Here is a 20,289-nt window from a genome sequence, read left to right as displayed (position 1 = left end):
GGTGCCGCGACGTAGGCTCCCCGCATGCCGCCTTCGCAGAAGCGAGCCCGTCGCTACGACCCGGCCAGGACCCGCGCCGCGGTCCTCGCCCAGTTCACGCACGTACGGGATGCCGTGCGCACCCTGACCCCGGAGCAGCTCGCCGCGCCGAGCGGCCTCGGCGGCTGGACGGTCCGCGAGCTGGCCGTCCACCTCACGATGGCCCCGGACCATGTCAGCCGGACGCTGGAGCTTCCCGCCCCGGCCCTGGCCAAACCCGAGGTGTCCCTCCTGGAGTGGCCGTTCACCACGGCCTCCCGTGCCCCGGCCGTCGCGGACGACACCGCCGCGCGGGCCGCCGCCCATCCCGACCTGGACGCGCTGTACGCGGAGGTCGCCGCCCGGTTCGAGGCCGCGGTCCCGGGCGCCTCCGACGACCGCCTGCTGGCCACCCGCGTCGGGGCCATGCGCCTCGGCGACTTCCTGGTCACCCGCACCGTGGAGCTGGTCGTCCACACCGACGACCTCAACGCGGCGACCGGGCTCTCCGTCCCGTACGACCGGCAGGCGCTCGCCGCGTGCAGCCGGCTCCTCGCGGACGCGCTGGCCGAGCGGGCGCCCGGCGGATCGGTGGAGGTCAGGGTGCCGCCGTACGCCGTGGTGCAGTGCGTCCAGGGCCCGCGCCACACGCGCGGCACCCCGCCCAACGTCGTCGAGACCGACCCGCTCACCTGGATTCGGCTGGCCACCGGGCGTACGGAATGGGCACGCGAGGTCGAAGCGGCGAAGGTCTCCGCCAGCGGCGAGCGCGCCGACCTGTCGGAACTGCTGCCCCTGATGGGCTGACCGGCGCCACCCAGATGCCGCATTCCGGGCGGCCGCGGTGTGAGGCTCGCCACGAAAAGACCGTTCGCCCCGTTCCCGTCCGGCGCCCGCCGACCGCTTCACTCAGTGCCACGAAGCGGGCCGGAGACCGATGCGTACGGTGGCCGGAAACGGTCGCCCGGTGGCCGGTGATCCGGGTGTCGCCTGCCCTGCGGCGGTTGCCGCGCGTAGATCAGGGACGGGTTGTGGTCACTGCGCGTGACCGCGGGGGAGGGGGTGGAACCGTGTTCCGGAGGGGCCTTCCCGGCGGTCCGGCGCGGCATCCCCAATTCGGACCAGTGGTCGATCTCCCCTACACTCGGTGGCGTGCCTCGTGGTGATGGACGACTCAACCACGACCTGCTCCCCGGAGAGAAGGGCCCCCAGGACGCTTGCGGCGTCTTCGGTGTCTGGGCTCCGGGCGAAGAGGTCGCCAAGCTCACCTATTTCGGACTGTATGCCCTGCAGCACCGTGGACAGGAGTCCGCGGGCATCGCAGTGAGCAACGGGTCCCAGATCCTGGTCTTCAAGGACATGGGACTGGTCTCGCAGGTCTTCGACGAAACCTCCCTGGGATCGCTCCAGGGCCATATCGCGGTCGGTCATGCCCGCTACTCCACCACCGGTGCCTCGGTGTGGGAGAACGCGCAGCCGACGTTCCGTGCCACCGCGCACGGCTCGATCGCCCTGGGCCACAACGGGAACCTGGTCAACACGGCCCGGCTCGCGGAGATGGTCGCCGACCTCCCGCGCAAGGACGGCCGCGCCACCCAGGTCGCCGCGACCAACGACACCGACCTGGTGACCGCCCTGCTCGCCGGCCAGACCGACGACGACGGCAAGCCGCTCACCGTCGAGGAGGCCGCCGCCCAGGTGCTTCCCCAGGTGCGGGGCGCCTTCTCGCTGGTCTTCATGGACGAGCACACGCTCTACGCCGCCCGCGACCCGCAGGGCATCCGCCCGCTGGTCCTCGGCCGCCTGGAGCGCGGCTGGGTCGTCGCGTCGGAGTCCGCCGCCCTCGACATCTGCGGCGCCAGCTTCGTCCGCGAGATCGAGCCCGGCGAGCTGGTCGCCATCGACGAGAACGGTCTGCGCACTTCGCGATTCGCGGAAGCGAAGCCCAAGGGCTGTGTCTTCGAGTACGTCTACCTGGCCCGCCCCGACACCGACATCGCGGGCCGCAACGTCTACCTCTCCCGGGTGGAGATGGGCCGGCGGCTGGCCGCCGAGGCGCCCGTCGACGCCGACCTGGTCATAGCGACCCCGGAATCCGGGACCCCGGCCGCCATCGGCTACGCCGAGGCCAGCGGGATTCCGTTCGGCAACGGCCTGGTGAAGAACGCCTACGTCGGCCGGACCTTCATCCAGCCGTCCCAGACGATCCGCCAGCTGGGCATCCGCCTCAAGCTCAACCCGCTCAAGGAAGTCATCAAGGGCAAGCGCCTGGTGGTCGTGGACGACTCCATCGTCCGCGGCAACACCCAGCGCGCACTGGTCCGGATGCTCCGCGAGGCCGGTGCCGCCGAGATCCACATCCGGATCTCGTCGCCGCCCGTGAAGTGGCCCTGCTTCTTCGGCATCGACTTCGCGACCCGCGCCGAGCTGATCGCCAACGGCATGTCCGTCGAGGAGATCGGCACGTCGATGGGCGCCGACTCGCTCGCGTACATCTCGCTCGACTCCATGATCGAGGCGACGACGATCGACAAGCCGAACCTGTGCCGCGCCTGCTTCGACGGTGAGTACCCGATGGAGCTCCCGGACCCGGAGCTGCTCGGCAAGCAGCTGCTGGAGACCGAGCTGGCGGCGGGCCCCGCGGCGACCGCGGCGTCCGACGCGCTGCGGCGTCCGTGACCCGGGCCGTCCGGCAGCCCTTCCCCGAGCCCCGTATTTCCACACGAAAGATCCCAGGCAATGTCTGAGACAACAGGTGCTTCCTACGCGGCAGCGGGCGTCGACATCGAGGCCGGCGACCGCGCCGTCGAGCTGATGAAGGAGTGGGTCAGGAAGACGCAGCGCCCCGAGGTCGCGGGCCTCGGCGGCCTCGGCGGCTTCGCGGGCCTCTTCGACGCCTCGGCGCTCAAGCGCTACGAGCGCCCGCTCCTCGCCTCCGCCACGGACGGCGTCGGCACCAAGGTCGACCTCGCCCGCCGCATGGGCGTGTACGACACGATCGGCCGCGACCTCGTCGGCATGGTCGTGGACGACCTCGTCGTCTGCGGCGCCGAGCCGCTCTTCATGACCGACTACATCTGCGTCGGCAAGGTGCACCCCGAGCGCGTCGCGGCCATCGTCAAGGGCATCGCCGAAGGCTGTGTGCTGGCCGGCTGCGCTCTGGTGGGCGGCGAGACGGCCGAGCACCCCGGCCTGCTGGCCGCGGACGACTTCGACGTCGCCGGAGCCGGTACGGGCGTGGTCGAGGCCGACCGCCTGCTGGGCCCCGACCGCATCCGCGAGGGCGACGTCGTGATCGCCATGGCGTCCTCCGGGCTTCACTCCAACGGGTACTCGCTCGTCCGCCACGTGGTCTTCGACCGGGCCGGCTGGACGCTGGACCGCCAGGTCGAGGAGTTCGGCCGGACCCTGGGCGAGGAGCTCCTGGAGCCCACCCGGATCTACTCGCTGGACTGCCTGGCCCTCACCCGTACGACCGAGGTGCACGGCTTCAGCCACGTTACCGGCGGCGGCCTGGCCAACAACCTGGCCCGCGTCATCCCGGACCACCTGCACGCCACGGTGGACCGCTCCACCTGGACGCCGGGCGCGGTCTTCGACCTCGTCGGCACGGCCGGCCGGGTCGAGCGGCTGGAGCTGGAGAAGACGCTCAACATGGGCGTCGGCATGATCGCGGTCGTGCCCGCCGACTCCGTGGACGCGGCGCTGACCACGCTGGCCGACCGGGGCGTCGACTCCTGGGTCGCCGGTGAGATCACCGCGCGCGGCGACCGCACGACCGGCGCCGAGCTGGTGGGCTCGTACGCACGCTGAGCGGGAACGGCCGGGCCGACGGGCCCGGCCGGTCACCGGCCGCCTTCACCCTCCCGTCCGGGACCGCGCGGCACCGGGACAGCACAAAACCCGGTCCGGAGCAGCTCCGGACCGGGATGATGTGTCAGCGCGAGGTCAAGCGCCGCGGCGCTTGGACGACGGACCGGACTGGTCGTTCTCGTCCTCGTCCTCGTCGTTGTTGTACAGATCCGCGTACTGTGCGTACGGGTCATCTTCCTCGTCGTCATCCTCGAACGGCTCCGCGTTCGGTGGTTGACTCGAAGTCGATGCGCCCAGCTCACTGGCCAGACGCGACAGGTCCGTCCCGCCGGTGCTGTATTTCAGCTGGCGGGCGACCTTTGTCTGCTTGGCCTTTGCCCGGCCGCGCCCCATGGCTCGACCCCCTCGGTGACGGGGCTCGACGGCCCCAGAGTCTTGACACGCGTTCATGTTTCAGACCGGACTCTCAGCCGAGAGACCGTGCCTGTAGTGCTTCAACGGTACCTGCTTCCGCGGCCATACGGTACGCCGCCCGCATCAAGCGCCCCGGAAGCGGACCCGCGAGACGCGCCGTCCTCGCTGGTCAACTGCGATTTTAACCTCTTATCGGCCGACGACCCGCCGACCGGCGTGAGTCTTGTCTCGCCGGTCGGCGGGCCGGGGCCGTACGGGGGTCGCGGATCAGCCGCGGCGCGCCTCCGCCATCCGCTGCTCGGCGATCCGGTCCGCCGCGGCGGCCGGCGGAATGCCGTCTTCCTTCGCACGTGCGAAGATCGCGAGTGTGGTGTCGAAGATCTTCGCGGCCTTCGCCTTGCACCGGTCGAAGTCGAAGCCGTGCAGCTCGTCGGCGACCTGGATGACCCCGCCCGCGTTCACCACGTAGTCGGGTGCGTACAGGATGGCGCGGTCGGCGAGGTCCTTCTCGACGCCCGGGTGCGCGAGCTGGTTGTTGGCCGCGCCGCACACCACCTTGGCCGTGAGCACCGGCACCGTGTCGTCGTTCAGGGCGCCGCCCAGCGCGCACGGGGCGTAGATGTCCAGGCCCTCGGTGCGGATGAGCGCGTCGGTGTCGGCCGCCACGGCGACCTCGGGGTGGCGCTCGGTGATCCGGCGCACGGACTCCTCGCGCACATCCGTGATCACGACCTCGGCGCCGTCCGCGAGCAGGTGCTCGACGAGGTGGTGGCCGACCTTGCCGACTCCGGCGACCCCCACTTTTCGGCCACGCAGCGTCGGGTCGCCCCAGAGGTGCTGGGCGGAGGCCCGCATGCCCTGGAAGACGCCGAACGAGGTGAGCACCGAGGAGTCGCCGGCGCCGCCGTTCTCGGGGGAGCGGCCGGTGGTCCAGCGGCACTCGCGGGCCACGACGTCCATGTCGGCGACGTACGTGCCGACGTCGCAGGCCGTGACGTAGCGGCCGCCGAGCGAGGCCACGAACCGGCCGTAGGCCAGCAGCAGTTCCTCGCTCTTGATCTGCTCCGGGTCGCCGATGATGACGGCCTTGCCGCCACCGTGCTCCAGGCCGGCGAGGGCGTTCTTGTACGACATGCCCCGCGCGAGGTTCAGCGCGTCGGCGACGGCGTCCGCCTCGGAGGCGTACGGGTAGAAGCGGGTGCCGCCGAGGGCGGGGCCCAGGGCGGTGGAGTGGAGGGCGATGACGGCCTTGAGGCCGCTGGCCCGGTCCTGGCAGAGGACGACTTGTTCGTGTCCTCCCTGTTCCGAGTGGAACAGGGTGTGCAGGACATCGACAGGCGCGCCGGTCACATCGGTCACTGTGGTGACTCCCAAGTACGAAGCGGCGGAACGACCCTCCTGAAGGTGGGGAGGGCCCACCGGCCCGCCCGCGTGTGGGACGGCCCGGTGAGCAAGAGCGTAAGTCCTACCCCCACGTAGATCTGTTCCAGTGCCGAGGATCACCCCCCTGGGGGGCCCGGCCGTGACACGATCACCGCATGTCGGTGGTGTCTTCGGTGCTGGTTCCCTACGCGTCCTACCTCCGGGTGTACGAGCCACTGGCGGCCTTCCCGGAGCCCGAGCGCGCCCACTGGACCCGTTACGCGGCCCGCGACCGGATGCCCACGGCGCAGGACGAACTCCGGCGCTCGCTGGCCGACTTGGCGGCGACCCCGCCCGCCGGGGTGCCGGTGCACGAGAGCGCCGACGCGTTCGTGGCCGAGGTGGACGGCGTGGTGTGCGTGTGCCCGTGGCGGACCCGGCTGCGGGGCTGGCTGGCGCTGGACGGGCTGGCGGAGCTGTTCCCCGGTCCGGTGCTGGACGCGGTGCTGCCGCCGGTGGTGCGCGGCCAGGCGCTGGCGGACCTCGAGCGGTGGGCTGCGCGTCATCCGGACGCCCGGCCGTGGATCAGGTCGGCGGTGTGGCAGGTCCCGGTCCGCTGGTTCGTGCTGTTCGCGGACGAGGAGCGGGAGCATGTGGCGGCCGGGCCGGACGGGGAGCCGCCGGTGTTCCGGTACCGGACGCCGATGGTCGAGGCGCGGCGCCGGCTGGCCAGGTCGCTGCGGACGCTGCGGGAGACGATGGACGAGGGTCCGCTGACCACGGGCCTGGTCGACGTCGGGCGGTGGCTGGAGGAGTTCCACCCGCGCGCGCTGGTGGAGCTGGACTACGGCGGGCTGGTGCACGCGCTGTCGGAGCGGCAGCTGAGCGACGACCGGAGCGCGGCCGACGTGGCGGAGGGCATCGCCGCGCTGCGGGCAGGGGACGCGGAGCGGGCCGCCGAGGCGTACGCGCGGCTCGCGGAGCGTTGGCGGGCCGTGAGGGACCGTCAGTTCGCCAACTGAGGGCGGAGCCGTCCCAAAGGAGACCGGACGGTCTGGACATCACTCCTGCGCGAGGGCGTGAACCTGTTCCCGGTGTGACCCGTGGGGGTGAAGTGGCCCCTGTGACGCAGGGGGTGGCGGGACCTACGTCCCGAACCGGGCCTTTGTCTCAACCGTGATGGATAGCACTTACGGGGCCCTTGCGCCCTTCCCTACCCCTCGTGCCAAAATAGGACAAGGAGTCCGGCGAGGACTCCATCCGTCCATGTATGGGCGGATCGCTCAGCATTGCACGCTATGGGGGGTCTGATGACTCCTGATCGCTCTGTGACTGATCGTCACGGTGGTGTGACTGTCCGCTATGGCATGGTCCATCGGCTTTCCGTCGCTGATGGACACCTGGGAGGGCAATTCCATCGGTTTGGCCGACGTGGCTGGACGGATGGTGTAGTTGTAGTGCCGAGGACAAGCCGTTCGTCCTATAACCGACTCGGCCCGCGTCCGCCATTTCGGGCAACGCGGGTCAAGGTGCAGAATTTAGAGGAAAGAACCGAGATGGTTCGGTTCTCCCGAGGAGGCCGCTCATGACCGCTCGCACCCCTGATGCCGAGCCGCTGCTGACCCCGGCTGAGGTTGCCACGATGTTCCGCGTGGACCCGAAGACGGTTACCCGTTGGGCGAAGGCGGGCAAGCTCACGTCCATTCGCACGCTCGGCGGGCACCGCCGGTACCGCGAGGCGGAGGTCCGTGCCCTGCTGGCGGGCATTCCGCAGCAGCGCAGCGAGGGCTGACAAACCCCCTGTCACCCCTTCACACCTGGGCTTTTGGGTCCCCCAACCCGCTTGCCCGCTCATAGCTCCATATGACGGGCGCCCGCCCCAACGGGCGCCATACCCGTGCCAAGCGGGTCATGTCATCCGATCGCGCTGGACTCCGCCGGGTCCAGCGCGATTTTTTGTGCCCGCCGGCGGCCCGGTTCGTACCTCGCGGTTCGTACCTCGCGGTACGTACCTCGCGGTACGGTTCCGCGCGCCGTCCGGGGTCTGCGGCCGGGAGCCCCGGGGGTCGCCGGGGGGTGTCGCGGTGACAAACGGACGACATCCCTCCGGGGGTGCAATTGCACATATTAAATTCGCCAGTTGTAGGAAGGGTGTAAAGTCCCCCCTTCTCAAAACTGATTCAGTGACACCCGTCACACCGCATGACTGTTGCCATCTACGAGCCTGCCACTGTGAGGAAGCCGACGGGGGGAGCCGAAGGTCATGTCGTGGGAGGACTTACGTCCCTGGCCCCCGAAGCCCCTGCCGGGGCCCGCCGGTGCCCTGCGGGCGCCGTGGGCGGTCCGGCGGGGCTCTCGCCCGGCCGGACGCTCCGGGGGGCCGTCACGGGCTCCGTGGCGAGCCGCAGCAGCCGGGCGCAGACCGCGCAGCGCCGGGTGAGGTGACGGTAGCCGGAAGCGGCGGCCAGATGGGCCCTCAGCAATGCCCGGACGGCGTGCCGGGGCCCCCTCCCGTGCTCCCGCGCCGACTCGGCCGTGGTTGCCCCCATCGCGCCACCTCCCGGTGGATGCGCGCCGCCCCGCTCCGGGAATCCGGGGGCGGGCCCTGGTTTCTGAGTACTCGTCGGCGGAGGCCGGAGTCAAGACGCGCGAAGGCCCGGATTCATGGAATCCGGGCCTTCGGTACTGCGGTCCTGACGGGATTTGAACCCGCGGCCTCCACCTTGACAGGGTGGCGAGCACTCCTAACTGCTCCACAGGACCAGGTTTCGCGGCCTTCCTCGCGTCCGGCTGCGAAAACAGACTGTACAGGAGTTCTGCGGGTGCGGTCGAACTCACCGCGGGTGGCGGCTCCGTCACGGCGCGCGCCCGGGGCGTCCCCCGGACGCCCCTAGGGCGCGGCGGCGTCGATGGCCTTCACGATGCGCTTGTCCGAGACGGGGAACGCGGTGCCCAGGGCGTGCGCGAAGTAGCTCACCCGCAGCTCCTCGATCATCCACCGGATGTCCAGGACCTCCTGCGGGACGGGCCGGCCCTTCGGCAGCTGCTCCAGCAGCCAGGCGTACTCGTCCTGCATCTCGTGGACCTTGTCCATGCGCGTGGTGTCGCGCTGGACGTTGGTCGGCATCTGCTGGAGCCTGCGGTCCTCGGCGACCAGGTAGCGCATCAGGTCGGGCAGCCTGCGCAGCCCGGTCGCGGTGACGAAGCCGGGCGGCATCAGGCGCGCCAGGTGGTCGCGTACGTCCGTGACGTTGTTGATCAGCACCAGGCTGTTGGTGGTCTTGAGCCGGCGCTCGCACGCCTGCCAGGCCGCGAGGATCTGCTGCACCTGGTCGATCGTGCGGACGGTCAGGTCCACCAGGTCGGCGCGCACCTTGTCGAACAGCTTCCGGAACGACGCCTCGTCCCAGGCGGGGCCGCCGTGCGCCGCGATCAGCCGGTCCGCGGCCGCCGTCGCGCAGTCGTCGAACAGGGCCTGGACGGAGCCGTGCGGGTTGCGGGACAGGGCCAGCTTCTGCTGGTTCGTCAGCGTGTCCGAGGCGAACTTCGCCGGGTTCACCGGGATGTTCAGCAGGATCAGCTTCCGGGTGCCGCGCCACATCGCCTGCTGCTGCTCGGCCTCCGTGTCGAAGAGGCGTACGGCGACGGTCTCGCCCTGGTCGACGAGCGCCGGGTACGCCTTCACCGGCTGACCGGCCAGTGGGGTCTCCCCTGCTCGAACGGAGCTGAGAGCTTGGGGAAGCGTTTCGAAGACCTTGTCCAGCGTGCCGATCGTCCAGTCCTTGAGGCCCGAGCGCTCGATGGACTCGCCGGAGGGCCCCGCGGTGGCCGCGGCGGCCTTGGAGAGGGCCTGCCGGGCCTTCGGGCGCAGCCGCAGCCGCAGCGCCTCCAGGTCCTTGTCCTCGGCGACCCTGCGGCGCCGCTCGTCCACGATCCGGAACGTGATCTTGAGGTGGTCCGGGACCCGGCCCAGGTCGAAGTCGTCCGCGGTGACCGGGACGCCGACCATGCGCTGGAGCTCGCGGGCCAGCGTCACCGTGATCGGCTCCTGGAGGGGGACGGCCCGCTCCAGGAACTTGGCGGCGTAGTTCGGCGCGGGCACGTAGTGCCGGCGGACCGGCTTGGGCAGCGAGCGGATCAGTTCGGTGACGACCTCCTCGCGCAGGCCGGGGATCTGCCAGTCGAAGCCCTCGGCTGTGACCTGGTTCAGCACCTGGAGCGGAATGTGGACGGTGACCCCGTCGGCGTCCGCGCCCGGCTCGAACTGGTAGGTCACCCGGAACTTGAGCTTCCCCTGCCGCCAGGAGTCCGGGTAGTCGTCCTTGGTGACGGCCCCGGCCTTCTCGTTGATGAGCATCGAGCGCTCGAAGTCGAGCGCGTCGGGCTCGTCGCGGCGCTTGTGCTTCCACCAGGAGTCGAAGTGGGCGCCGGAGACGATGTGTTCGGGGATGCGCTGGTCGTAGAAGTCGAACAGCGTCTCGTCGTCCACCAGGATGTCGCGGCGCCGGGCGCGGTGCTCCAGCTCCTCGACCTCGCCGAGCAGTTTGCGGTTGGCGTGGAAGAACTGGTGGTGGGTGCGCCAGTCGCCCTCGACCAGGGCGTTGCGGATGAAGAGGTCCCGCGAGGTCTCCTGGTCGATCCGGCCGAAATTGATCTTGCGCTGGGCGACGATCGGTACCCCGTACAGGGTGACCCGCTCGTACGCCATGACGGCCGCCTGGTCCTTCTCCCAGTGCGGTTCGCTGTAGGTGCGCTTCAGCAGATGCTGGGCCACCGGCTCGATCCACTCCGGCTCGACGCGGGCGTTGACCCGTGCCCACAGCCGGGAGGTCTCCACCAGCTCCGCGGACATCACGAACCGGGGCTGCTTCTTGAACAGCGCCGAACCGGGGAAGATCGCGAACTTGGCGCTGCGGGCGCCCAGGTACTCGTTCTTCTCGGTGTCCTTGAGGCCGATGTGCGACAGCAGCCCGGACAGCAGCGAGGTGTGCACCGACTGCTCGGACGCGTCCTCGTCGTTCAGGGAGATGCCCATCTGCTTGGCGACCGAGCGCAGCTGGGCGTAGATGTCCTGCCATTCGCGGATGCGCAGGAAGTTGAGGTACTCCTGTTTGCACATCCGGCGGAAGCTGGAGGAGCCGCGCTCCTTCTGCTGCTCGCGGATGTAGCGCCACAGGTTGAGGAAGGCCAGGAAGTCGGAGGTCTCGTCCTTGAACCGGGCGTGCTGCTGGTCGGCCTGCGTCTGTTTGTCGGAGGGCCGCTCGCGCGGGTCCTGGATGGAGAGCGCGGCGGCGATGACCATGACCTCGCGTACGCAGCCGTTGCGGTCGGCCTCGACGACCATCCGGGCCAGGCGGGGGTCCACCGGGAGCTGCGAGAGCTTGCGGCCGAGCGGGGTGAGCCGCTTCTTGGGGTCCTTTTCGGTGGGGTCGAGCGCCCCCAGCTCCTGGAGGAGCTGGACGCCGTCGCGGATGTTGCGGTGGTCCGGCGGGTCGATGAAGGGGAACTTCTCGATGTCGCCGAGGCCGGCGGCGGTCATCTGGAGGATGACGGAGGCCAGGTTCGTCCGCAGGATCTCCGCGTCCGTGAACTCCGGGCGGGTCAGGAAGTCGTCCTCGGAGTACAGCCGGATGCAGATGCCGTCCGAGGTACGGCCGCAGCGGCCCTTGCGCTGGTTGGCGCTGGCCTGCGAGACGGGCTCGATGGGCAGCCGCTGGACCTTGGTGCGGTGGCTGTAGCGGGAGATGCGGGCGGTGCCCGGATCGATCACGTACTTGATGCCGGGCACGGTCAGCGAGGTCTCGGCGACGTTGGTCGCCAGAACGATCCTGCGTCCGGTGTGGCGCTGGAAGACGCGGTGCTGTTCGGCGTGCGACAGGCGTGCGTAGAGGGGGAGCACCTCGGTGTGGCGCAGATTGCGCTTGTTGAGGGCGTCGGCGGTGTCGCGGATCTCGCGCTCGCCGGAGAGGAAGACCAGGACGTCGCCGGGGCCCTCGCCCTGGAGCTCGTCCACGGCGTCGCAGATGGCGGTGATCTGGTCGCGGTCGGCGTCGTCGCCGTCCTCCTCCAGGAGGGGGCGGTACCGCACCTCCACGGGGTACGTACGGCCGCTGACCTCGATGATCGGCGCGTCGCCGAAGTGGCGCGAGAAGCGTTCCGGGTCGATGGTCGCGGAGGTGACGACGACCTTCAGATCGGGGCGCCGGGGCAGCAGCCGGGCCAGATAGCCGAGCAGGAAGTCGATGTTCAGGGACCGCTCGTGGGCCTCGTCGATGATGATCGTGTCGTACGCCAGCAGCTCGCGGTCCGTCTGGATCTCCGCGAGGAGGATGCCGTCCGTCATCAGCTTGACGAAGGTCGCGTCCGGGTTCACCTGGTCGGTGAAGCGGACCTTCCAGCCGACCGCCTCGCCCAGCGGGGTCTTCAGCTCGTCGGCGATCCGCTCGGCCACCGTGCGCGCGGCGATCCGGCGCGGCTGGGTGTGCCCGATCATGCCCCGGACGCCCCGGCCCAGCTCCATGCAGATCTTGGGGATCTGGGTGGTCTTGCCGGACCCGGTCTCACCCGCGACGATCACGACCTGGTGGTCGCGTATCGCCTCCAGGATCTCGTCCTTCTTCTGACTGACCGGGAGCTGTTCGGGGTAGGTGACGGCGGGCATCCGGCCGGCCCGCAGGCCGAGCCGTTCGGCCGCCTTGTCCGCCTGGGCGGCGATCTCGTCCAGCACGGCCCGCTGTGCCTCGGGCTTACGGATGCGGCGGGCTCCCTCGAGACGGCGGCCGAGCCGGTTCGCATCGCGGAGGGAGAGCTGTGCGAGCCGGGACTGGAGATCGGCGAAGGAAGTAGACATACGGACCCCAGGGTCTCACCCGGGCCGGAGGAACGGCGAACCCATTTCGCGCGAAAGGGCGGCCCGGCGGAGCCTGGTAGCGGACCGGCCCAGCCGTTAGGATCACGCGCAACTCGGACCTGAAGGGATACGGGGCCGGCCGCCGCAGGGCGTGCCCCCCTCGGTGACGATGCGCGGAATACTCCTCGCCGGCGGTACGGGTTCCCGTCTGTGGCCGGCGACGCGGGCGGTGTCGAAGCAGCTTCTGCCGATCTTCGACAAGCCGATGATCTATTACCCGTTGACCACGCTGGTGATGGCGGGGGTGCGCGAGATCCTCATCGTGACCGGCCCCGACGACCGGCAGCACTTCCGCCGGCTGCTCGGCGACGGCTCGCAGTTCGGTCTGCGTCTGGAGTACCGGGTGCAGGAGCGCCCCGAGGGGATCGCCCAGGCGCTGTTGATCGGCGCGGACTTCATCGCGGACCGGCCGGTGGCGCTGGTGCTCGGGGACAACCTCTTCCACGGTGCCGGTCTCGGCACGCGGCTGCGGCGGTACGCCGATCCGGTGGGGGCGCGGATCTTCGCGTACCGGGTCGCCGACCCCTCGGCGTACGGCGTCGTGGAGTTCGACGCGGACGGCACCGCGCTGTCCATAGAGGAGAAGCCGGTGCGGCCGCGCTCGCGCTACGCGGTGCCCGGTCTCTACTTCTACGACAACCGCGTGGTCGGGATCGCGGCCGGTCTCGCCCCCAGCGCGCGGGGCGAGCTGGAGATCACCGCGGTCAACGAGGCGTATCTGCGGTGGGGCGAGCTGAAGGTGACGGCGCTCGACCGGGGCACGACCTGGCTGGACGCCGGGACGTTCGCCTCGATGGTCGGCGCGTCGGAGTACGTACGGGTCGTCGAGGAGCGGCAGGGACTGAAGGTCGGCTGTCTGGAGGAGACCGTGTGGCGGTGCGGGCTGATCGACGACGCCCAGCTGCGCGCGCTGAGCGGGCCCCTGCTCGCCAGCGGCTACGGCCGCTACCTGCTGGATCTGCTGGACGAAGGGGGGACGGCCTGATGGACGTGCGTGCGCTGGGCATCGCGGGCGCCTGGGAGATCCGGCCGGTGCGCAGGGCCGATCCGCGCGGGCTCTTCCTGGAGTGGTACCGCGCCGATGTGCTCGCCGAGGCGGTCGGCCATCCGCTGCGGCTCGCCCAGGCCAATCTGTCGGTGTCCGCGCGCGGGGTGGTGCGGGGGGTGCACTACGCGGACGTGCCGCCGGGGCAGGCCAAGTACGTGACGTGCGTACGGGGCGCCTGTCTGGACGTGGTGGTGGACCTGCGGACGGGCTCCCCGACGTACGGGCGCTGGGAGGCGGTGCGCCTGGACGACGTGCGGCGGGCGGCCGTGTATCTGGCGGAGGGGCTGGGGCACGCGTTCTGCGCGCTGGAGGACGACACGACGCTGAGCTATGTGTGCTCGGAGCCGTACCGGCCGGCGGCGGAGCACGCGGTGCATCCGCTCGATCCCGAGCTGGCCATCGACTGGCCGGTGGCGCGGCCCCTGCTGTCCGAGCGGGACCGGGCGGCGCCGACGCTGGCGCGGGCGCGGGCGGCGGGGACGCTGCCGGAGTACGCGGCGTGCCGTGCCTACAGCGGCGGACTCCGGATAGCGAACGCCCCCGTCAAGTGAATTCCGTTTACAAGTTCCGCGGCGACTGGAGCAGTGGGCTCCGTTTGTGGGCGTACTGGGGCCGCCGACGGCCGTGACGGGGTCGCCAGGACGTTTCGGCGGATGCCGTCACGCCACCTTTTGTCCGTTTTTTGGATGTGATCATCTTGGGGTGGTCCATGATCAGCAGTGTTATTCCCGCCGAATCGGACAATCGGTGATCTTCTTCCGCTTCAATACAGACTCTTTACACTCCTTCACGTGGGTGCCATGATTGGCGCACGCCGGGAGCGTGATGGAAATAACACGGACATCATGTGATGGTCGTGTCCATTCCGAGGGCGGTCGGCGCTATTCATCATCGGGGGGCTTTACGTGACTGGCTATTCGGTTCTGGTGCCTTTTTTACCTCGGCGCCCCGAGCAGTTGCTTCCTTATGCCGGCCTGGTCCAGTGGACCCGGGCCGAGCGCCTGTGGCAGGGGCAGGCACTGTATGTGGAGCCGCACCAGGGCTTCGCACATGCCGCCGGCGCGGGTTTCCGGGTGCCGGTCGGCCTCGGCGTCACGCTGATGCCGCTGCGGCACCCGTACGAGGCGGCCGTGCAGGCGCGGTCCGTGGCGCTGGCGACGGGACAGCCGGTGGTGGCCGGATTCGGCCCCGGCGGCCGCTCGATGCAGCGCAGCCTGCTGGGCGAGCCGTACCGCAGTCCGCTGACCGCGGCGCGCGAGTACCTGACGATCGTGCGCGGGCTGCTCGCCAACGAAGTCGTCGACGTCAAGGGCGAGTTCGTCTCGTTCCAGGGCGCACTTCCCGCCTTCCCCGCCCCACCCGTCGAGCTGGGGCTCGGCGTGCTCAGACCGGCCATGGCGCGGCTCGCGGGAGAGATCGCCGATGTGGCGATCACCTGGTTGACCCCCGCCTCCTATCTGGCCGACATCGTGCTTCCGGCGCTGCGTGAGGGAGCCGCGCGAGCGGGTCGGCCGGTACCCCGGCTGACCGCGATCGTGCCGGTGGCGCTGGAGCGCGAGGGCCTGGGTCCGGACCGGATCGCGCTCGCGAGCAACATGGCGCATCTCAAGGGCCCCCACTACATCGACATGCTGCGCCGGGCCGGTGTCGGCGTGGGCGGTGAAGACGTCGAAGCCGATGCGAAAGCACTTGTGGCGGGCGGCGCATTTCTGAGCGGGGACACCGGTCAGGTGCTCGATCAATTGCTGGCCTATGAAAAGGCGGGCGTTGACGAAGTGGTGCTCAATGTGACCGGGGTATTCAATGCGGCCGGTGCGCAGGAAGCGATGTCCGATCTCAAGAAAATCCTTTCTGCTCTTCCTTCCGTTTAGGTTCCGGATCTGAATTTCCGCGCGTTCATGTGCGCGGGGTTGCCGTCATGGAATTTATTTCTTGCTGGGTCATCGAGGAGGGTGTGTCATGTCCGCGCTGAAAGTGCGCCTGATGGGCTGGTCGACGGGGCGTGCGACCACGGCCCGGGTCGCGCCGCGTGCCGCCGGCACCGTCGTGCTGGAGGACGCCGCGCACCTGGACGCCCTGCTCGCCTCGGACGCGGTGGACGACGACACCATGATCTTCGTACCGGGTGCGGCCGGCTCCGCAGCCGAGCCCGGTGACGGCCCCGAACTCGTGCCCTACGAGGGCTCGCTCGCCGAGCCGGGCACCGAGTTCACGCACGACCCCGGCTTCTACCTCCAGATCCAGGCGTACGGCATCAGCGAGTACATGTCGATCGTCGGGCCCACGGTCGTCCGGGTGGCGGACGAGGGCGACTTCGAGGCGTACCTCAACGACGCCGACCGCGCCTACGAGGAGGGCGGCTTCGCGGACTTCCTCACCAACCCGGCCATCCAGCTCGCCGACCTCCCGGCCCTCGGCGCCGGACCGGCCGGCGACGGCCCCGGACTCCGGCTCCACGCCGGGCCCTCGGGAACGCTGTCCACCTCGCCCGGCGGCACCCCGCTCGGCACCGTGGGCGACGGCTTCGGGCAGCTCACCGAGGCGTGGACGCGGGCCAACGAGCGGTCCGACGCGCCGTGCGCCGTCTGCCTGGGCAACGCCGTCCCGGAGCCGGTCCGCGCCGCCGCGCTGGCCGCCCGGCCCTGGCTCGGCCGCTACCTCGCCGCCGTACAGGCCCTGCGCGACCTGCGCGCCCGCGGCATCGTCGTCGACGGAGTCTCCGGGTTCGGCGAGCGCCTCGTGTCCGGGCTCGCCGACCACGGCGACCCCGCCGACACCGTGCACGCCGACCGGCTCCTGCTGCTGCGGGCCGGCGAGGACCTGTACGCCCACGAGCCCCGGCGCGGGCGCAGCTTCCGGCTCGGCCGCGATGTCGCCGAGGCCGCCGAGGCACTGCTCGTGTGCGACTCGGCCGACGTGGCCGCCTCGTACGTGGAGCGCGCCCGCCTCGACACCGTGGGCGAGCGGTTCGGCGCCGCCGGGCTCGCCCTCACGACGCGGCCCCTCGCAGCGGCGGGGAAGTGACGCGGGCATGAGAACGGACGGGATCGCGCTGCCGGAGGCCGGCATCGCCGGACGGGCGGCCACGCTCCTCGCCGAACTCGGCGAGCGCGCCGAGTGCTGCAGCCTCTACGACGAGGACGGCTCCTCGATCTACCACGAGCTGGCACAACAGGACCACCACGAGGTGCGGGAGCTGATCTCCCTCGTCCGGGGCACCGCCCCCGGACCCGTGCTCGACCTCGCGGCGGGCTCGGGCCGGCTCACGATGCCGCTGCTCGCCCTGGGGCGCGAGGTCACCGCGCTCGAACTCTCCCCGAGCATGCTCGACCTGCTGCGCGAACGCCTCGGCAAGGCCCCGGCCGGGCTGCGGGGCCGCGCCACGCTCGTCCAGGGCGACATGAGCGACTTCGCGCTGGGGAGCGCCTTCGCCTGCGTGGTCCTGGCCACCACCTCGATCTCGCTGCTGGACGAGACCGGCCGGGCGGGGCTCTACGCCTCCGTGCGCCGGCACCTGGCACCCGGCGGCAGGTTCCTGCTCACCACGGTCGACCTGGACGGATCGGGCCCCGCCGAGCGGGAGTTGAACTTCAGCACGGCGGCGGGCAACGACTACCGGATGTTCGAGTACTGGGAACCCGGCATGGAGGCCCGCGTCGTCTCGATCTTCCCGGCCCGGTACGACGAGGGCCCGGTACGGGTGGGCCTCACCAGCATCCGGGTGCTCCCCGCCGACCGGCTGGAGGCGGAGCTGAACGCGAGCGGTCTTCGGGTCGCCGCCCGTCACCCGCTGCCCCCGGTCGGCGAGCGCCATCACAGCACACTCCTCGAAGTGGAGGTCGCGGCATGACCACGACGGATACGCACACCGGCCGGGCCACCGGTCCGGAGACGGCCGGTCCGGGCACCGCCGCCCTCTGGCCCAACCTCCTGCCCCCCGAGCACCACGGCAAGGACGAGCTGTGCACCGTCTCGGCCCGGGGCGTCCGGGTCCGCTTCGCCGACGGCCGGGAACTGCTCTGCGGCTCCAGCGGCCTGTGGAACACCAACCTCGGCTACGGCAACGAGGCGGTGGCCCGGGCCGGCGCCGAGGCCCTGCTCAACGCCTCCTACCTCAGCACCTTCCGCTACGAGAACGTGTACGCGCGCCGCGCCGCCGAGGCCCTGGTGGACGTCGCGGGCGCCGGGCACTACGGCCGGGTGCTGTTCTCGACCTCCGGCGGAGCGGCGAACGACCTCGCCATGAAGGTCGCCCGGCACTACCACGCGCTGCGCGGCCAGGAGCGCCGCAAGGTCGTCGTCGGCCTGCGCGGCAGCTACCACGGGCTGACCTTCGGCGGCTTCGCCCTCACCGGCGAGGACCTGGGCCAGCAGCTGTACGGGGTCGACCAGCGGCTCGTGCGGCACGTGCCCCCGAACGACGCCGGGGAGCTGGAGCGGCTCCTGGCCCGGCAGGGCGCCCAGATCGCCGCCGTCGTCGTCGAGCCGGTGCTCGGCTCCGGCGCGATCCCGCTCGACGACGCGTACATCGCGGACCTGCTCCGGCTGCGCGAGGAGCACGGCTTCCTGCTCGTCGCGGACGAGGTCGCGACCGGCTTCGGCCGGACCGGCGACTTCTTCGCCTCGCAGCGCTGGCCGGCGCCGCCCGACCTGATGATCGTGTCCAAGGGGCTGACGAACGGCACCAGCGCGGCCGCCGCCGTCATCGCCGCCCGTACCGTCGCCGACGCCTTCCACGAGGCCGGGGCGCTCCTGAGCCACGGCGAGACCCAGGCCGGGACGCCCGTCACCTGCGCGACGATCCTCGCGACGCTCGCCGAGATGAGCCGCCTGGACGTGGTGGCGCGGGCCCGCGTGCTCGGCGAGACGCTCACCCGCGAACTCGACGCGCTGGCCGCCACCCACCCCTACGTGAGCGGGTCCACGGGGCGCGGCTGCTTCCGCTCGGTCCGTCTCACGGCGGAACCCGACGGCACCGAACCCTTCCCGCTGACCGAGGTCCCCGCGCTCGTCACGGAGATCCGGCGGGCGGGCGCGATCGTCCACCCCGGCCTGCACGGCGTCCAGCTCATCCCGGCGCTCACCTACACCGAGGCCGAGGCCGCCGAACTGTTCGCCTGCGTGCGGGCGGGGCTCGACGCCCACCTGGCGAACACCGGGCGGGCGACGGCATGACCGCGGCCGTGCTCCCGCCACCCGACCGCGTCACCCTCACCGGGACCGACGCGCTGGCCGCCCGCATCGGACGGGACCCCGGGCTGAACGCCCCCGGCCGCACCGTCCTGCTCGTGGACGGCGGTGTCCTGGACACCCCGGTCCACCGCGGCCTGACCGCGGTGCTGGGCGCGCGCCCGTACGAGTCCCTGACGCTGACCGGCGCCGGAGACCTGGACGACGTACTCGCGCTCGCCACCCGGCTGGAGGGCGCGGCGAGGGTGTTCGCCCTGGGGGGCGGCGCGCTGCTCGACCGGGCGAAGCTGGCGACGCTGGCCGCCGCCGGCCGGGCGGTCGCGGGCCGGCTGACCGTGCCCCAGCGCTCCGGACTCGTCGTCCTCACCCGCGTACCGCCGCGCCCGATGCCGCTGATCGCCGTGCCGACCACCATCGGCACGGGTTCGGAGGCCAGCGCGGTGGCCTGCCTCGGCTACCCGGACGCCAAACGGCTCGTCATGGCGGCCGAACTGCGGCCCGAGTTCGCGGTGCGCGAGCCGCTCGCCACCGCGACGCTGCCCAGGCACCTGTTCGTCGAGGGCGTCCTGGAGGCGTTCTTCCGCCTGGTCAGCCCCTACATCGGGGACCACGCCGACCAGCCGGAGCCGGACGCGCGGGTGCGGGCGGTGGCGGCGGAGCTGCTGGGCCTCGGCTACGAGGTCGTGGCCGCGACCCGGACCGGAGGGCCGGCCACGACGGCCCAGCGGGAGCGCGCGGCCCGGCTCAGCGCCGAGATCCACACCCGGCACTTCCACGACGAGCGCGACCCGTACGCCGTCAAGGGCTGGCTGGTCGCCAACGAGCTCTCCACCGTGCTCGGACTGCGGAAGATGACGGCGGTCGCCGCACTGCTGCCACCGCTGTGGCGGGCCATCGACCGGGGCGAGACCCGCCTCGGCTCCCGGCGGCGGCTGCGCGGGCTGTGGTCCGCCGTCCGCGCCGGGGCGGGGCAGCCGCTGCCCGCCGACCCGGCGGACGGAGTGGCCGCGCTCATCGACGCCTGGGGCGTCGGACGGCGCGTCACCGCCGCCCCCGGGGCGACCGCGGCGCTCGCGCACCGCATCGTCCGGGTGTGGGGCGCGGGGCTGCCGATGCTGGGCGGCCTCGGCCACGCGGAGGTGCTGAGGCTGCTGCGGGCGACCGTGATGGAGCCCGGCCCCGCTCCGGGCCCGGTCCGGCCGCGGGCGGGCGCCGCAGCCCGCCCCGCCGGGGAGCGACTGGCCCCGGCCACCTAGGACTTCCACCGCGCTCATCCGGTGACGGGGAGGCGCGGCGGGGGATGAAAAGTACGCAACATGACAAGAAGGAGGGGACATGCAGGAGACTCCCGAGCCGCTGCTCGAACTCGGTATGCAGGAGCTCGAGGCCATGGACGCGCCGGGCTGGGCGACGGGCATCGGCGTGGTCGTCGGCGTGATCGTCAGCGCCTCGGCCGCCTACGGCAGCGCCGCCGTCTCGGTGTCGCTCCTCACCTGAGTTCCGGGGAGAGGCGGCCCCCGTACCGGGCGGCCAC

General features: G+C 71.4%; 17 protein-coding genes and 1 tRNA gene. 13 read left to right on the top strand and 5 right to left on the bottom strand.

Annotated features, from left to right (window positions below; genetic code table 11):
• The first annotated feature begins 24 nt into the window (after positions 1-24).
• The 3 genes from DNK56_RS18930 (at position 25) to purM (ending at position 3,831) form a co-directional block, all read left to right on the top strand.
• Positions 25-825, top strand: a complete 801-nt coding sequence (locus DNK56_RS18930) for a maleylpyruvate isomerase family mycothiol-dependent enzyme (protein ID WP_111336346.1) — start codon at positions 25-27, stop codon at positions 823-825.
• A gap of 345 nt (positions 826-1,170) precedes the next feature.
• On the top strand, positions 1,171-2,697 hold the full coding sequence (purF, locus tag DNK56_RS18925) for an amidophosphoribosyltransferase (RefSeq protein ID WP_111336344.1): 1,527 nt from the start codon (positions 1,171-1,173) through the stop codon (positions 2,695-2,697).
• A 60-nt stretch (positions 2,698-2,757) separates the two neighbouring features.
• Entirely contained in the window at positions 2,758-3,831 is a 1,074-nt protein-coding gene (gene purM / locus DNK56_RS18920) for a phosphoribosylformylglycinamidine cyclo-ligase (protein WP_111336341.1), read from the top strand.
• Between the two features lie 135 nt (positions 3,832-3,966).
• On the opposite strand, the gene DNK56_RS18915 is transcribed toward purM, so the two are convergent.
• Positions 3,967-4,224 (bottom strand): DUF3073 domain-containing protein, encoded by a 258-nt coding sequence (locus DNK56_RS18915; RefSeq protein ID WP_073966783.1) that lies wholly within the window; start codon positions 4,222-4,224, stop codon positions 3,967-3,969.
• Between the two features lie 288 nt (positions 4,225-4,512).
• Positions 4,513-5,604, bottom strand: a complete 1,092-nt coding sequence (locus DNK56_RS18910; RefSeq protein WP_111336338.1) for a Leu/Phe/Val dehydrogenase — start codon at positions 5,602-5,604, stop codon at positions 4,513-4,515.
• Between the two features lie 179 nt (positions 5,605-5,783).
• Here DNK56_RS18910 and DNK56_RS18905 point away from each other — a divergent pair, with 179 nt between their 5' ends.
• Positions 5,784-6,629: a hypothetical protein gene (locus DNK56_RS18905; protein WP_111336336.1), complete on the top strand. Its 846-nt coding sequence runs from the start codon at positions 5,784-5,786 to the stop codon at positions 6,627-6,629.
• Between the two features lie 563 nt (positions 6,630-7,192).
• Positions 7,193-7,399, top strand: coding sequence for a developmental transcriptional regulator BldC (gene bldC / locus DNK56_RS18900; RefSeq protein WP_020869672.1), 207 nt, complete (start codon positions 7,193-7,195; stop codon positions 7,397-7,399).
• A 469-nt stretch (positions 7,400-7,868) separates the two neighbouring features.
• On the opposite strand, the gene DNK56_RS36080 is transcribed toward bldC, so the two are convergent.
• The 3 genes from DNK56_RS36080 to hrpA all read right to left on the bottom strand — a co-directional run bounded on the left by DNK56_RS36080 (position 7,869) and on the right by hrpA (position 12,457).
• Positions 7,869-8,156: a DUF6274 family protein gene (locus DNK56_RS36080; protein ID WP_111336333.1), complete on the bottom strand. Its 288-nt coding sequence runs from the start codon at positions 8,154-8,156 to the stop codon at positions 7,869-7,871.
• A 139-nt stretch (positions 8,157-8,295) separates the two neighbouring features.
• Positions 8,296-8,370, bottom strand: a tRNA-Asp gene (locus DNK56_RS18890).
• A gap of 127 nt (positions 8,371-8,497) precedes the next feature.
• Positions 8,498-12,457 (bottom strand): ATP-dependent RNA helicase HrpA, encoded by a 3,960-nt coding sequence (gene hrpA / locus DNK56_RS18885; protein ID WP_111336330.1) that lies wholly within the window; start codon positions 12,455-12,457, stop codon positions 8,498-8,500.
• A 169-nt stretch (positions 12,458-12,626) separates the two neighbouring features.
• Here hrpA and rfbA point away from each other — a divergent pair, with 169 nt between their 5' ends.
• The 8 genes from rfbA (at position 12,627) to DNK56_RS35445 (ending at position 20,252) form a co-directional block, all read left to right on the top strand.
• Complete coding sequence (gene rfbA, locus DNK56_RS18880; RefSeq protein WP_111339391.1) at positions 12,627-13,502, top strand: glucose-1-phosphate thymidylyltransferase RfbA; 876 nt, start codon at positions 12,627-12,629, stop codon at positions 13,500-13,502.
• A gap of 5 nt (positions 13,503-13,507) precedes the next feature.
• On the top strand, positions 13,508-14,116 hold the full coding sequence (locus tag DNK56_RS18875) for a dTDP-4-dehydrorhamnose 3,5-epimerase family protein (RefSeq protein ID WP_274578713.1): 609 nt from the start codon (positions 13,508-13,510) through the stop codon (positions 14,114-14,116).
• A 354-nt stretch (positions 14,117-14,470) separates the two neighbouring features.
• Positions 14,471-15,436 carry an LLM class flavin-dependent oxidoreductase gene (locus DNK56_RS18870; RefSeq protein WP_111336325.1) on the top strand — a complete coding sequence of 322 codons (966 nt, stop codon included), beginning with the start codon at positions 14,471-14,473 and terminating at the stop codon, positions 15,434-15,436.
• An 88-nt stretch (positions 15,437-15,524) separates the two neighbouring features.
• A complete protein-coding gene (gene mpaB / locus DNK56_RS18865; RefSeq protein WP_199564807.1) occupies positions 15,525-16,589 on the top strand; it encodes a daptide biosynthesis RiPP recognition protein in 1,065 nt (354 codons plus the stop codon).
• 7 nt (positions 16,590-16,596) lie between these two features.
• Positions 16,597-17,415, top strand: coding sequence for a daptide-type RiPP biosynthesis methyltransferase (gene mpaM, locus DNK56_RS18860; protein WP_111336323.1), 819 nt, complete (start codon positions 16,597-16,599; stop codon positions 17,413-17,415).
• Entirely contained in the window at positions 17,412-18,740 is a 1,329-nt protein-coding gene (mpaD, locus tag DNK56_RS18855) for a daptide-type RiPP biosynthesis aminotransferase (RefSeq protein WP_111336320.1), read from the top strand. The genes mpaM and mpaD overlap by 4 nt, the downstream gene beginning before the upstream one ends.
• Positions 18,737-20,011 carry a daptide-type RiPP biosynthesis dehydogenase gene (mpaC, locus tag DNK56_RS18850; protein WP_111336318.1) on the top strand — a complete coding sequence of 425 codons (1,275 nt, stop codon included), beginning with the start codon at positions 18,737-18,739 and terminating at the stop codon, positions 20,009-20,011. The genes mpaD and mpaC overlap by 4 nt, the downstream gene beginning before the upstream one ends.
• A 79-nt stretch (positions 20,012-20,090) precedes the next feature.
• On the top strand, positions 20,091-20,252 hold the full coding sequence (locus tag DNK56_RS35445) for a daptide-type RiPP (protein ID WP_199564806.1): 162 nt from the start codon (positions 20,091-20,093) through the stop codon (positions 20,250-20,252).
• Positions 20,253-20,289 lie beyond the last annotated feature (37 nt).

The organism is Streptomyces sp. AC1-42W, from assembly GCF_003248355.1.
Lineage (GTDB): Bacteria > Actinomycetota > Actinomycetes > Streptomycetales > Streptomycetaceae > Streptomyces.
The sequence above is the reverse complement of the archived record's forward strand: the minus strand, read 5'-3'. Positions and strand labels throughout refer to the sequence as shown.